The sequence below is a fragment of the Caldimonas sp. KR1-144 genome (assembly GCF_049446155.1).
In the GTDB taxonomy this organism is placed as follows: Bacteria; Pseudomonadota; Gammaproteobacteria; order Burkholderiales; family Burkholderiaceae_C; genus Rivibacter.
In genome coordinates, this window is sequence record NZ_JBMSEE010000001.1 from 484,497 (window position 1) to 498,151 (window position 13,655).

At 70.7% G+C, this 13,655-nt stretch carries 13 protein-coding genes; 8 read left to right on the forward strand and 5 right to left on the reverse strand.

What is annotated here, in order from left to right; genetic code table 11:
• Positions 1–5: 5 nt before the first annotated feature.
• The 3 genes from ACO2TI_RS02510 to ACO2TI_RS02520 are packed head-to-tail and all read left to right on the forward strand — an operon-like array spanning position 6 to position 3,172.
• Positions 6–1,823: a M24 family metallopeptidase gene (locus ACO2TI_RS02510; RefSeq protein ID WP_423281865.1), complete on the forward strand. Its 1,818-nt coding sequence runs from the start codon at positions 6–8 to the stop codon at positions 1,821–1,823.
• 4 nt (positions 1,824–1,827) lie between these two features.
• On the forward strand, positions 1,828–2,379 hold the full coding sequence (locus ACO2TI_RS02515; protein WP_423281866.1) for a flavodoxin family protein: 552 nt from the start codon (positions 1,828–1,830) through the stop codon (positions 2,377–2,379).
• 34 nt (positions 2,380–2,413) lie between these two features.
• Complete coding sequence (locus ACO2TI_RS02520; protein ID WP_423281867.1) at positions 2,414–3,172, forward strand: metallophosphoesterase; 759 nt, start codon at positions 2,414–2,416, stop codon at positions 3,170–3,172.
• Between the two features lie 48 nt (positions 3,173–3,220).
• Here ACO2TI_RS02520 and ACO2TI_RS02525 read toward each other — a convergent pair whose 3' ends face one another.
• Entirely contained in the window at positions 3,221–4,033 is an 813-nt protein-coding gene (locus tag ACO2TI_RS02525) for a TIGR00266 family protein (protein WP_423281868.1), read from the reverse strand.
• Between the two features lie 144 nt (positions 4,034–4,177).
• On the opposite strand from ACO2TI_RS02525, the gene ACO2TI_RS02530 reads away from it, so the two are divergent.
• Positions 4,178–5,425 (forward strand): diguanylate cyclase, encoded by a 1,248-nt coding sequence (locus tag ACO2TI_RS02530; RefSeq protein WP_423281869.1) that lies wholly within the window; start codon positions 4,178–4,180, stop codon positions 5,423–5,425.
• 1 nt (position 5,426) lies between these two features.
• Here the strand turns inward: ACO2TI_RS02530 and ACO2TI_RS02535 are convergent, their stop codons facing one another.
• From ACO2TI_RS02535 to ACO2TI_RS02550, 4 genes are read right to left on the reverse strand one after another with little or no spacing between them, the layout of a single operon-like run.
• Positions 5,427–6,239, reverse strand: coding sequence for a molybdate ABC transporter substrate-binding protein (locus ACO2TI_RS02535; RefSeq protein ID WP_423281870.1), 813 nt, complete (start codon positions 6,237–6,239; stop codon positions 5,427–5,429).
• Positions 6,236–7,066 carry a substrate-binding domain-containing protein gene (locus tag ACO2TI_RS02540; protein ID WP_423282135.1) on the reverse strand — a complete coding sequence of 277 codons (831 nt, stop codon included), beginning with the start codon at positions 7,064–7,066 and terminating at the stop codon, positions 6,236–6,238. Before ACO2TI_RS02540 ends, ACO2TI_RS02535 begins: the two co-directional genes overlap by 4 nt.
• A complete protein-coding gene (locus ACO2TI_RS02545) occupies positions 7,063–7,827 on the reverse strand; it encodes a phosphate ABC transporter ATP-binding protein (RefSeq protein ID WP_423281871.1) in 765 nt (254 codons plus the stop codon). Before ACO2TI_RS02545 ends, ACO2TI_RS02540 begins: the two co-directional genes overlap by 4 nt.
• Complete coding sequence (locus ACO2TI_RS02550; RefSeq protein ID WP_423281872.1) at positions 7,820–8,548, reverse strand: ABC transporter permease; 729 nt, start codon at positions 8,546–8,548, stop codon at positions 7,820–7,822. Before ACO2TI_RS02550 ends, ACO2TI_RS02545 begins: the two co-directional genes overlap by 8 nt.
• A gap of 100 nt (positions 8,549–8,648) precedes the next feature.
• Here ACO2TI_RS02550 and ACO2TI_RS02555 point away from each other — a divergent pair, with 100 nt between their 5' ends.
• From ACO2TI_RS02555 to ACO2TI_RS02570, 4 genes are all read left to right on the forward strand, one after another.
• Positions 8,649–9,758 (forward strand): substrate-binding domain-containing protein, encoded by a 1,110-nt coding sequence (locus tag ACO2TI_RS02555; protein ID WP_423281873.1) that lies wholly within the window; start codon positions 8,649–8,651, stop codon positions 9,756–9,758.
• A gap of 128 nt (positions 9,759–9,886) precedes the next feature.
• Entirely contained in the window at positions 9,887–10,894 is a 1,008-nt protein-coding gene (locus ACO2TI_RS02560) for an XdhC family protein (protein ID WP_423281874.1), read from the forward strand.
• Between the two features lie 203 nt (positions 10,895–11,097).
• Positions 11,098–12,627: a hypothetical protein gene (locus tag ACO2TI_RS02565; protein ID WP_423281875.1), complete on the forward strand. Its 1,530-nt coding sequence runs from the start codon at positions 11,098–11,100 to the stop codon at positions 12,625–12,627.
• Between the two features lie 50 nt (positions 12,628–12,677).
• The gene (locus ACO2TI_RS02570; RefSeq protein ID WP_423281876.1) at positions 12,678–13,430 is read left to right on the forward strand and encodes a glycoside hydrolase family 25 protein; all 753 of its coding nucleotides are present in this window, start codon (positions 12,678–12,680) and stop codon (positions 13,428–13,430) included.
• The last annotated feature ends 225 nt before the right edge of the window (positions 13,431–13,655 follow it).

Consider the following 13,655-nt stretch of genomic DNA (forward strand, 5'->3'; position numbering starts at 1 on the left):
CCGCGATGGATACCCGCACTTCCCCCGCCCGCGCCCGCCTTGCCGCGCTGCGCGACGTGATGCAACGCGAGCGCGTCGCCGCCGTGCTCGTGCCGTCGAGCGATCCGCACCTGTCGGAGTACCTGCCGGGCCACTGGCAGGGCCGCGAATGGTTCTCTGGGTTCACCGGCTCGATGGGCACGCTGGTGGTCGGCGCCGAGCGCGCCGCGCTGTTCGCCGACAGCCGCTACTGGGTGCAGGCCGAGGCCGAGCTGACCGGCAGCGGCATCGAACTGGTGAAGATCGCCACCGGCGCCAGCAGCGAGCACATCGACTGGCTCGCACGCGAAGTGCCGCGCGGCCAGACCGTCGCCGTCGACGGCGCCGTGATCGGCCTCGCGCAGGCCGCCGCCCTGCGCGCCGCGCTCGATGCCGCCGGCGTCGCGCTGCGCACCGACGCCGACCTGCTCGCCGCGGCCTGGCCCGAGCGCCCCGCCCTGCCCTCGGCACCGGTCTACGAGCATGCGGCGCCGCAGGCCGCCGTTTCGCGCGCCGACAAGCTGTCCCAGGTGCGCGCCGCGATGGCCGCGCGCGGCGCGAGCCACCACCTCGTCTCGACCGTCGATGACCTGGCGTGGATCTTCAACCTGCGCGGCGCCGACGTGAACTTCAACCCGGTGTTCCTGGCGCACGCGCTGATCGGTGCGCAGGAGGCGACGCTGTTCGTCGGTGCCGGCAAGGTCGACGCGGCGCTGGCCGCGCGGCTGGCTGCCGACGGCGTGCGCATCGCCGACTATGCGCAAGCGCGCGCCGCGCTGGCCGCGCTGCCCGCCGGCGCCGTGCTGCTCGTCGACCCCAAGCGCGTGACGCTGGCGCTGCGCGAAGCGGTGCCGGCCGCGGTGCGCGTGGTCGAGGCGATCAACCCGTCCACGCTCGCCAAGAGCCGCAAGACCGCCGCGGAAGCCGCCTTCGTGCGCGAGGCGATGGCGCACGACGGCGCTGCGATGTGCCGCTTCTACGCCTGGTTCGAGCAGGCGCTCGGCCGCGAGACGGTCACCGAACTCACGATCGACGAGCGCCTGACGGCGGAGCGCGCGAAGCAGCCCGGCTACGTCAGCCCGAGCTTCAACACCATCGCCGGCTTCGCCGCCAACGGCGCGATGCCGCACTACCGGGCGACCGCCGAGTCGCACGCGGTGATCTGCACGCCGGGCGGCGTCGCGGCGAACACGCTGCTGCTGATCGACTCCGGCGCGCAGTACGCCGGCGGTACCACCGACATCACACGCGTGTGGCCGATCGGCTCGCCGTCCGACGAGATGAAGCGCGACTACACGCTGGTGCTCAAGGGCACGATCGCGCTGTCGCGCGCGCGCTTTCCGCTCGCAACGCCCGGCCCGATGCTCGACGCGCTGGCGCGCGCGCCGCTGTGGGCCGAGAAGCTCGAGTTCGGCCACGGCACCGGCCACGGCGTGGGCTACTTCCTCAACGTGCACGAGGGGCCGCAGACGATCAGCAAGTCGGTCGTCACGCCCGAGATGGCGATGCAGCCGGGCATGATCACCTCGGTCGAGCCGGGCCTTTACCGCCCGGGCCGCTGGGGCGTGCGCATCGAGAACCTGGTGCTCAACGTGCCGGCCGGCGAAGCGGGCTTCGGCGAGTTCCTCGAGTTCGAGACGCTGACGCTGTGCCCGATCGACACGCGCTGCATCGATCTCGCGCTGCTGCGCGACGACGAACGCGCCTGGCTCAACGCCTACCACGCAACGGTGCGGGAGCGCCTCGCGCCGCTGGTGAGCGGCGACGCGCTGGCGTGGCTTGAAGCGCGCACGCAGCCGATCTGACCCGATGAGCTTCCTGTTCCTGAATGCCAGCACGCGCGAGCCCGGCGTGCTGGGCAACACCGAGCAGCTCGCGCGCACTGCCGCGCAGGCGCTGCCTTCGAGCCTGCAGCAGACCTGGCTGCGACTGCCGGAGCACGCACTGCCGCCGTTCGTCGACCACCGGCACGGCCGCGGCAGCTACCCGATGCCGGCCGACGGCGAAGGGCTCGCGCTGCTCGAAGCCACGCTGGCGGCGAGCGACCTGGTGTTCGTTTCGCCGGTCTACTGGTACTCGATCCCCGCGCCGCTGAAGCTCTACCTCGACCACTGGAGCGCGTGGATGCGCGTGCCGGGGCTCGAGTTCAAGGAGCGCATGGCCGGCAAGCGCCTGTGGGTCGTCACGACCAGCGGCTCGCGCGAGAAGGCGCAGCCGATGATCGACAGCTACAAGCTGTGCGCCGAGTTCATCGGCATGCGCTTCATGGGCGCGCTGTGGGGCAAGGGCGGGCCGCCCGGCAGCGTCGCCGCCGACGCCAATGCGCTGGCCGAGGCGCAGCGCTTCTTCATCGCGGACTGAGCACGCGCAACGCCGCGCACGACGGGACGGCGCGATGAAGCTCAACATCCTGTCCGACCTGCACATCGGCGTGGCCGGCTTCGATCGGCCGCGCAACGACGCCGACGTCGTGATCCTGGCCGGCGACATCGCGCGGCCCAGGCAGGCCATCGACTGGGCGCTGGGCTTCGACAAGCCGGTGCTCTACGTTGCCGGCAATCACGAGTTCTACGGCGGCAGCCTCGAGGGCACCGTCGCCGAGCTCAGGGCGCTCGCTGCCGGCACCCACGTGCGCGTGCTCGACGACGACGAGATCGTGATCGACGGCGTGCGCTTCCTCGGCAGCACGCTGTGGACGGACTTCATGCTGTTCGGCCCCGACGGGCGCGCCGCGGCCGTCGATGCGGCCTTGCAGTTCATGCGCGACTTCAGCCGCATCCGCCTCGACGAGCGCAGCGATGCGCTCTTTCGGCCCGACGACTGCGCCGCGCGCTTCGCACGCCATGCCGGCTGGCTCTCGCGCCGGCTCGACGCGGCCCATGACGGGCCGACCGTCGTGATCACCCACCACGCGCCGTCGCCGCGCAGCGTGCATCCGCGCTTTGCGGGCTCGCTGATCAATGCCTGCTTCGTCTCCGAGGCCGAGCATCTGCTGGGCGCCGAACGCGCGCGCGCGTGGATCCACGGCCACACGCACGACAGCTTCGACTACCGGGTCAAAGGCACGCGCGTGGTGTGCAATCCGCGCGGATACGCCAAGGACGGCGTGAACGAGAACGCCTTGTTCGACCCCGACTTCATCGTCGACGTCTGAGCGCACGGGGTCGGCAAAGGGCGCGCCAGGCGGCAGCCCTCGCCGCGCTTACTCGTCGTCGCCGCCCAGCACGCCGCCCAGCAGCCCGCCAGCGCCGAAGCCGCCGAGGATCGAGCCTTCCTCGCGCGAGCCGCCGCGCTGCGGCGCGGCCGCGAAGACGCGGCTGGCCAGGCGCGAGAACGGCAGGCTTTGCAGCCACACGGTGCCCGGGCCGGTGAGCTTGGCGAAGAACAGGCCCTCGCCGCCGAACAGCGCCGTCTTGACCTTGCCGACGTACTGGATCTCGAAGTTCACGTTGGGCGTGAAGGCGACCACGCAGCCGGTGTCGACCAGCAGCGTCTGGCCGGCCTGCAGCTCGCGCTTGACCACGGTGCCGCCGGCGTGCACGAAAGCCAGGCCGTCGCCGTCGAGCTTTTGCATGATGAAGCCTTCGCCGCCGAAGAAGCCGACCGAGAGCTTCTGCTGGAACGCGATGCCCAGGCTCACGCCGCGCGCGGCGCACAGGAAGGCGTCCTTCTGGCAGATCAGCGTGCCGCCGAGCTGCTTGAGGTTCATCGGCAGGATCTTGCCGGGGTACGGCGCGGCGAACGCGATGCGCCGCTTGCCCTGGCCCTGGTTGGTGTAGACCGTGGTGAACAGCGATTCGCCGGTGACCAGCCGCTTGCCGGCGCCCAGCAGCTTGCCGAAGAAGCCGCCCTGGTTGGCCGAACCGTCGCCGAACACGGTGTCCATGTCGATGCCGGCGTCCATGAACATCATGCTGCCGGCCTCGCCGATCGCGGCCTCGCCGGGGTCGAGTTCGACCTCGACGAACTGCATCTCAGAGCCCTTGATCTCGTAGTCGACCACGTCCATTGCCATAGGAGTTCTCCTGCGCGGGAAAAGCGAAAACGGGCGCGATGGTAGCCAAAGCGGTACTACGGCACGCCTGTCACGTGTCGTGACCACCCGTCACCCACCTTTGGGGGGAAGTCGTGAGACTAGGGCCTTGCCGAGAATTTGCCGATGACGCCCATGTCGCTCACCGAGCCGCTGCACGTGCCGACGATGCTGTTGCTGTCGGTCGTCGTGATGGCGGCCGCGGCGTCGATCACCAGCTTCTTCGGGCTCAGCCACCGCGTCTATCGCGGCTACGCCTGGTGGGTCGCGGCGATGTGGCTCGCGGCCGGCGGCGGCGCCTTGCAGCTGCTGCGCGCGCGCTGGCCGGAGGCCGCCGTGCCCGGCAACCTGCTGCTGCTGTCGTGGCCGGTGCTGATCCAGGCCGGCATGCGCCGCTTCTGCGCGCGTGGCCGCCTGCCGGGCTCGCAATGGGGCGACGCGCTGCTGTTCGTTCTGTGCTTCGCCGGCTGGCTGGCCACCTGGGCCAGCCACGCGGCCGACCCGTGGCGCGCGATCGCCTTCGGCCTCGCGATGTCGGCACTGTTCCTCAACGCGACGGTCTTCCTGTGGCGCCTGCCCGAGCGGCCCGACAGCCCGGCGCTCAAGACGATGGCGGCCGTGATGCTGCTGCAGACGCTGATCCCGCTGGCGCGCCTGGGCTGGATCGCCTCGACGCTGGGCCACGAGCAGCTCGAGCCCTTCGCGCTGATGTCGCCGCTGGTGCTGATGCCGATGATGATCGGCATGCTGTTCACCGTGTACCTGTGCCAGGTGCTCACGCACGAGCGCACCGAGGGCGACCTGCGCGAGACGCAGCGCCAGCTGCGCGTGCTGGCCGACATCGACATGCTCACGCAGGTGCCCAACCGCCGCCACTTCGAGGAATTGGCCGGCGCGGCGCTGCACGGCGCATCCGATGCGCGCGCGGTGCTGATGCTGTTCGACATCGACCACTTCAAGGCCATCAACGACAGCCACGGCCACGCCGCCGGCGACGAGGCGCTGCGCCGCGTCGCGCGCTGCGCGCGCGAGACGCTGCGCACGCGCGACGTGCTCGGCCGCCTGGGCGGCGACGAGTTCATGCTTCTGCTGCCCGGTGCCTCGGTCGACGACGCGCTGATGGTCGCCGAGCGCATCTCCGATGCGATCGACGCGGCCGCACTGCCGGCCGACGCCTTTGCGCTCAGCCTGAGCTTCGGCGTCGTGCAGGTCGAGCCGGACGAGTCGCTCGAGTCGGCGCAGCACCGCGCCGACCTCGCGCTCTACGAGGCCAAGCGGCTGGGCCGCCGGCGCGCGGTGCCGGCACGGCTCGACGACGATGGCGCCACTGTCTACGGCTCGAGCCGGCCGCTGGGCCTCGCAGCCACTTCCTGATTCAGCGCGGCGCGAAGCCCTGCCGCGCCAGCAGGCCCTGGGCCTCGTCGCCGAGCAGGAAGGCCGTGAAGGCCTGTGCCGCGGGCGACGCGCCGTCGAGCAGCGAGACGCCGTAGTCGGCCGCGACGTCGATGTCGCCCGGCAGCTCGACCACCTTCAATCCCTCGACCTCGCGCGCCGCCTCGTGCGCGTTGCTGCAGTAGGTGACGAACACGTCGGCCTGGCGAGATTCCAGCAAGGCGCCATAGACGCTGCGGCCGGCCGGCGGCGGCGGCGACGCGGGGCCGCCGGTGAGCTGCAGCGCCTTGTCGGCCAGGCGCTGGTAGGCGCCCGCGAAGGCAGCGCCGCGCACCTCGATGCGGCGGAACATCTCGAACGCGTAGTCGCCGGAGGGATCGGCCTTGGGCGTCGAGGTGCCGACGCGCAGGGTCGGATCGAGCAGGCGCTCGGCGAGGTCGACGGTGGTGATCGCGACCTCGGGCCGCGCGAGCACGCACAGGCGGTTGCGCGCGAAGCGCTGCGGCGCACGTGCCCGGCCGGCGGCGAACAGCGCCTGCGGATGCGTCATGTTGGCCGAGGCGAACACGTCGGCGCGCTCGCCGGCCAGCAGCCGGTCCTTCAGCAGGCCCGAGGCGCCGAACACGAAGCGCACACGCGCGCCGCCGGGCGCCGCCTCGAAGCGCCGGCCGATCTCGCCCAGAGCGCTGCGCAGGCTGCCGGCCGCATAGACAGCAACCTCGTCGCTCGCCTGGGCCCGCAGGCCGCTGCCCGCACCCGACGCGGCCAGCACCGCGAGCACGTCGCGGCGCCTCACTTCCCGCTGCCGGCGTTGGGGAAAAAGAGCTGCTCGCCGCCGATCTTGTAGGCCGCGATGGCCTGCTGGCCGGACGGCGCGACCAGCCAGTCGGCGAAGGTCTGCGCGAGCTGCTGCTTCACGTGCGGATGCCTGGCCGGATCGACGACGATGACACCGTACTGGTTGAACAGGCGCGTGTCGCCCTCGACCAGCACCGCCAGGTCGGCGCGGTTCTTGAACGACAGCCAGGTGCCGCGGTCGGTCAGCACATAGGCATTGCTCGATGCGCCGATGTTGAGCGCCGGGCCCATGCCGCAGCCGCATTCCTTGTAGTTGGCGAACTTCTGCGCAGGCGCGTCGATGCCCGCGGCCTTCCAGTAGCGCAGCTCGGCGGCATGCGTGCCGCTCTTGTCGCCGCGCGAGATGAACGCGGCATTGGCCGCGGCCAGCTTGCCGAGCGCGGCGACGATGTCCTTGCCGGCAACGGCGGCCGGATCGGCCTTGGGCCCGACCAGCACGAAGTCGTTGTACATGACCGGCAAGCGCTTGAGCCCGAAGCCTTCGGCGACGAACTTCTCCTCGGCAACGCGGTCGTGCACGAAGAGCACGTCGGCATCGCCGCGCCGGCCCATGTCGAGCGCCTGGCCGGTGCCCAGCGCGACCACCTTGGCCTCGATGCCGGTGGCCTGCTTGAAGGCCGGCAGCAGATGGGCGAACAGGCCGGACTGCTCGGTCGAAGTGGTCGAGGCGACGACGATGCTCTTGTCCTGCGCCTGCGCGAGCGGGGCCAGGCCCCATGCGACGGCGCAGGCAAGGACGGCACGCTGCAGGAAACGGCGATTCACCACGGAAGCTCTCCCTTGAGGAACTGTTGTGCGGCGGGCGGCAGGTGGTCGCCGTCCGCTTCGAAGAACTCATGCACGCTTCGGTCGGCCAGCACGCGGCCGTGCTCCAGGTAGACCACGCGCGTGGCCAGGCGCTTGACCTGGCCGAGGTTGTGCGAGCTGAACAGCACCGTGAGACCTTGCCTCGCGAACTGCCCGATCAGGGCCTCGACCTCGCGCTTGGCGCTCGGGTCGAGGCTGGCGGTGGGTTCGTCGAGCAGCAGCTGCTGCGGCTTCAAGGCCCAGGCGCGCGCGAGCGCGAGCCTTTGCTGCTGGCCGCCCGACAGCGCGCGCGCGGGCCGCTTCGCCTCGGCCACGAGGCCGACGCGCACCAGCGCCTCGGTGACGCGCTCGCGCCGCATCGCGCGCGGCACGCCGGCCAGCCACAGGCCCAGCGCGACGTTGTTCTCGACGGACAGGCGCAGCATCGCCGGGCGCTGGAACAGCATCGCCTGGCGCAATCCGGCGGCCCGCTCGACGCGCCCGCTGGTGGGGCGCTGCAGGCCATGCAGCACGCGCAGCAGCGTGCTCTTGCCCGAGCCGTTGGCGCCGACGAAGGCGACGCGTTCGCCGGCGCGCAGCTCGAGGCTCACCTGCTCGAGCGCGGTCACCGCGCCAAATCGCACGCCCACGCCTTCGAGCCGGAGCTCGGGGCGCAGCGCGATCACGCGCGCCGAGCCGGCGTCGAGCGCCTGCGGCTCCACGACGGCCACCTCAGTCATAGGCCAGCCCCGCCACGGGCGCATGCGCGCGCGCGGCCCAGGCGCGCACCAGCGCGATCAGCGCATTGAGGCCCAGCACCACGACCAGCAGCACCAGACCCAGCGCGAGCGCGAGCGGCAGGTCGCCCTTGCTGGTCTCGAGCGCGATCGCGGTGGTCATCACGCGCGTGTGGCCGTCGATGTTGCCGCCGACGATCATCACCGCGCCCACCTCGGACACGGCGCGGCCGAAGCCGGCAAGCAGCACCGTCAGCAGCGCGAGCCGTTCGTCCCACAGCAGCAGCAGGCCGGCGGTCAGCCGGCTCGCGCCCAGCGAGCGCAGTTGCTCGCCCTGCTGCTCCCAGGCACCCTGCAGCGCCTGGCGCGTGAGCGCCACGAGGATGGGCAGCACGAGCACGGTCTGCGCAACGACCATCGCGCCGGGCGTGAACAGCAGGCCATATTCGCCCAAGGGGCCGGAGCGCGACAGCAGCAGATAGACCACCAGGCCCACGACCACCGACGGCAGCGCAAGCGAGGTGTTCAGCAGCACCAGCACCGCGCGACGGCCGGGAAACTGCATCACCGCGAGCGCGGCGCCGAGCAGCAGCCCGAGGCCGGCGGCGATCGCGCAGGCCGCGCCGCTGACGGTCAGCGACAGCCCGACGATCTGCGCCAGCTTGGCGTCGGCATCCAGGATCAGGGAAGCGGCAGTGGCAACGCTTTCGGCAAAGGCGTTCAACGGAATTCCAACGACGGACTCGAACAACGGCAGCGCTGCGGCACACTGCAAGCGCCGCGCATGCTACGAATCGCGGCCCGCGCTGACGATATGAAGCACGATGCATAGGATCGAACTCACCTACGCGCTCGCACCCGAGCGCGGCACGCCGTCCGTCCACCACCCGCTGTTTGCCTTGCTCGACGCACTGCACCGCGGCGGCTCGGTCAGCGCCGCGGCGCACGAGCTGGGCTATTCCTACCGCCATGTCTGGGGCGAGCTGCGGCGCTGGGAGAGCGAGCTCGGCCGCGAGCTCGTGGTCTGGATCAAGGGCCAGCGCGCCTCGCTCACGCCCTTCGGCGAAAAGCTGCTGTGGGCCGAGCGCCGCGCGCAGGCGAGGCTCGCGCCGCAGATCGAGGCGCTGCGCATGGAGCTCGAGCGCGTGTTCGCCGACGCCTTCGATGATCGCGTCGACGTGCTGTCGGTCTGCGCCAGCCACGACCAGGCCCTGCCGCTGCTGCGCGATCTCGCCCAGCGCGACCAGCTTCATCTCGACCTCTCGTTCGCCGGCAGCCTGGATGCGCTGGCCGCGCTGGAGGCGGGCCAGTGCCAGCTCGCCGGCTTCCACGTGCGTGCCGGCGCGGCGCGCGGTTCGGCCAGCGCGCGCGTCTACCGGCCGCGGCTGAAGCCCGGCCTGCACAAGCTCATCGGCTTTGCCGAGCGCACGCAAGGCCTGATGGTCGCGCGCGGCAACCCGCTCGGCCTCGCGGGTGCGGCAGACCTCACGCGTGCGGGCGTGCGCAGCGTTGGGCGCCCGCCCGGCGCGGGCACGCGCGTGCTGCTCGAAGAGCTGGCGCAGGAAGCCGGCCTGCATGAGCCGATCGCGCATGCGCTGGTCGAACCCTCGCACGCGGCGGCCGCGCAGGCGGTGGCGAGCGGTGCCGCCGATGCGGCCTTCGGGCTCGAAGCGGCCGCGCGCGCCGCCGGGCTCGACTTCGTGCCGCTGGCGCACGAGCGCTACTACCTCGTGGTGCTGAAGTCGTCGCTCGAGCTGCCGGCGGTGCAGCGCCTGGTCGCGCTGCTCGGCTCGTCGGCCTGGTCTCAAGCCCTGGCGACGCTGCCGGGCTACAGCGGCAACGAGCCCGGCCGCGTGCTGTCGCTGACGCGCGTGCTGCCGTGGTGGACGTACCGCACCGCGAAGGCGCACGCCGATGCCGCGCGCGCTGCCTGACGACGCATCGCCAGGCAGCCCCTGAGCGCGCCAAGGGGCTTTCGCCGGCCCGGGCGCCGACTGCGCGGACATGCCGGCATGCTTGCACCCTTCTCCCCCGCCGAGAGCCGAACCGTTCGAGCCGCACGATGGACAACGTCGATCTGGATGTCTTGCGCCACGCCGCGCGCTGGCGCGCCGAGGGCCATCGGGTGGTGCTCGGAACCATCACGCGCACCTGGGGCTCGGCGCCGCGGCCGATCGGCTCGCTGGTCGCGGTGCGCGACGACGGTCGCGTCGCCGGCTCGGTCTCGGGTGGCTGCATCGAGGACGACCTGATCCTGCGCATCCGCGAAGGCACGCTGGCGTTGGCGGCCCCCGAGCGCGTGCGCTACGGCGTCTCGGCCGAGGAGGCGACGCGCTTCGGCCTGCCGTGCGGCGGCACGCTCGAACTCGTGCTCGAGCCGCTGGACGACGCGTCACTGATCGAAGCCTTGCTGCAGCGCCTGGACGCCGGCGAACGCGTGCGACGCACCTTGACGCTGGCCACCGGCGCGGTCGTGCTGGAAGCGGCCCAACCGGGCGATGCCGACCAGTTGCTGGTTGACGACCACCGCCTCGTCACGACGCACGGCCCGAGCTGGCGGCTGGTGCTGATCGGCGCCGGGCAGCTGACGCAGTATCTCGGCGAGATGGCGCGCGCGCTCGACTACGAGGTGCTGGTGTGCGACCCGCGCGAGGAGTACGCCGAGGGATGGAGCGTGTCAGGCACGCGGCTGCTGCGCGGCATGCCCGACGACCTGCTGCGCGAGCTGCGCGTCGATGGCCACACCGCGGTGATCGCGCTCACGCACGATCCCAAGCTCGACGACCTGGCCCTGCTGGAAGCGCTGGCGTCGCCGGCCTTCTACGTCGGCGCGATCGGCTCGCGCGCCAACCAGGCCAAGCGGCGCGAGCGGCTCAAGCAGCACTTCGACGTGACCGACGCGCAGCTCGACCGGCTGCACGGCCCCGTCGGCATCAAGAACGGCGCGCGCACGCCGCCTGAGATCGCGGTCGCGATCCTCGCGGAGCTGACCGCCGTGCGCTACGGCTGGACGCTCCCCGCGCCGCAGCCGCCGGCAGGCGCGGGCACCGAGGCCGGCTGCACGGTCTGACGAACACGGCGCATCGCGCGCCCATCGTGCGCGACTGACACCGCCATCGGGCGGATGCCGAGCCGCGTGCGGGCTGCGGCCTAGCCGGCCCTGAGCCGTTGGCGCAGTCAGCAAAGCATCACCAATCGGTCAGCGAGCCCTGCGCGGCTTCGCTGATGCTGGCGCCACGACGCTCACATCTAGCACGCCGAAGGAGCCACAACGTGCCCACCTCGATTCCCTACGATCCCTCGCTGGCGCTTGGCAATCTGATCCCGCCGGGGCGCATCGACACGCTGGTGCAGATCTCCAACCTGCAAGCGCCCATCGAAACCGCGCAGGAAACCTTGAACTCCTACATCGAGCTCAAGCGCAGCCTGGACATGACCATCCGCGAGCTGGTCGACCTGAAGGTCGACACGAAGCATCTGGTCGACAAGATGACCGAGGTCGACGCCAACATCACCGTCGCCGCGGAGGCCTATGCGGAAACCCGGCTCGACATGGAGACCAAGATCCAGCCGCTGCGCGCCAAGCTCGGCACGGTCAGCCAGTCGTTCGAGAGCCCGATCGACTACAACCGCACGCAGATCAAGTCCATGCCGCTGTCGGCGGACTCGCTGAAGATGGACGTGCAGTACTTCCAGTTCGACAAGAACGAGCAGTCAACGGCACAGACGTTTTCGGCCATCAAGTCCTTCGTCACGCAGGCGGTCGGCGAGTGGGGCGAGGGCGAGTCGTCCAACGCTGCCGACACCGCGATCAAGCAGATCAACACGCAGCGCCAGAACCACGACATCCAGGGCACCCTGATCATCGCGGTGAGCTGCACGCACAGGAACGCCCAGCTGCTCGCGCCCTTCGTCCTCGACCCGGACAAGGCGATCCGCGTCTGGAACGCCATGTATCCCGGCGCCCGGATGGACGTGGGCAACGTCGCGCTGATGCAGAAGATCGCAGCGGAGCCGGACCGGCCGGAGAAGCTCAACCTGTTGTCGGGAGCGACCTTCGGCTCGAGCTTCGTCGGCATGGTCCATCTCCTGCGGCGCGAGGCGACCACCGACAGCCAGGCGATGCAGGACAAGGCCGACATGGCGCAGTTCCAGGCCAACGTCTCGCTGCTGGGGATGAGCTTCGCGGGCGGCATCGGCGTCGATTCGGACACGACCAAGGACGTCAAGAACCTGCTGAGCAGCGTGTCGGTCGATTCGCACGTGTCGCTGATCACGCGCGGCGTCATTCCGTCGATCAAGGCCAACGATCTCGCGTATGCGGTCTACGCCTTCGCCGACGACGACTGGAAGAACATGGGCCAAAAGCTCCAGAACCTGCAGAACCAGACGCAGACGGAGCTTCAGACCACCGCCGCGTCAGCCGCTGCGGCACGCACCGGCCAGACGATGGTGGCGTTGGAAGGCGCGAAGATGACCAACGCGCTGACGGCGCTGAGCACCATTGAGGGCCAGAAGAACAAGGTGCTCGACATCAACTCGCTGATGACGGCGTTCGAGAACTACGTCGACCGCATCACCGGCACGGGCGACAACAAGGACCCCGTCGGCGTCCCGATCACGTACTACGTCAAGGAACTGCAGCGCTCGCAGCTGGCCCAGATGTGGGGCAACAAGTACTACCCCGGCAAGTACGTCGGCCTGTCGAGCGATGACGCCGGCACCGGCCGCAATGCGGAAGGCGCTGCGGCCGGTGCCGCGGCCGCGCCTGCGGCCGACGGCGGCAGCGGCGGATCGAACTGACTGGCAGCTCCAGAACCAGGCAGCCGTCTGCTGAAGCCCGGAACGCCGCCGTGAGGCTCTTCGATCCGATCGGGGCGTCCCTGGCCGCCACGCTGTGCGCACTGTGCTTGGCCGCCGGCGCGCACGCCGAAGCGGCAGATGAGGAGCCGGCCCGCGGCATCGACGTCTCCCACTACCAGGGCCGCATCCGCTGGGACCTGATGCCCGCCGGCAGCCTTCATTTCGCCTTCATCAAGGCCACTGGCGGGACGCACCGCGTCGACCCCGAGTTCGACAACAACTGGCACGGCGCACGCGAGGTCGGCATCACGCGCGGCGCCTACCACTTCTTCTACGCCGGCGACGATCCGATCGCGCAGGCCGAGCACTTCGCGCGCACCGTGATCTCGCTGCGGCCCGACGATCTGCCGCCCGTCATCGATGTCGAGATCACCGACGGCGCGACGCCCGAGGCGCTCGTCGACGGCGTGCTCGCCTGGCTGCGCACGGTCGAGAACCGCCTCGGCCGGCGGCCCATCGTCTACACCTACCACGCCTTCGCGAACCAGTACCTGGTGGACCCGAGGCTGAGCGGCTATCCCTTGTGGATCGCCGCCTATGACGTCAGGCAGCCGGTGCTGCCGGCAGCCTGGGACGACCGTGGGTGGCACTTCTGGCAGCACACGCACAACGGCAGCTTCAGCGGCGTGAATACGCCTGTCGACCTGAACGTCTTCAATGGCTCGCTCGGCCAGCTGCAGCAGTTCATCCGTGACTACGCCGGCGGCGCCTGCCCGCCGGAGTCGCCGTCATGCCCCCCGTGACCAAAGGTATCAAGCGCAGCCGACCGGCGCGCACACGGGCACCATCCCGGAGCCGGGAAGCCATTGGTCATGAAATGCGCATGAACCGGTCATCAGAGTGCCGTCAGAATTCAGCCCCACTGACCGAAACGTCACACGTTGTGAAAGAGTTGGTCATGCTCTCCAGGTCACATCAGATCCTGCGGACCGTGCGGTGAAACCCTGGGCCAACCTCAGCCTCACCGT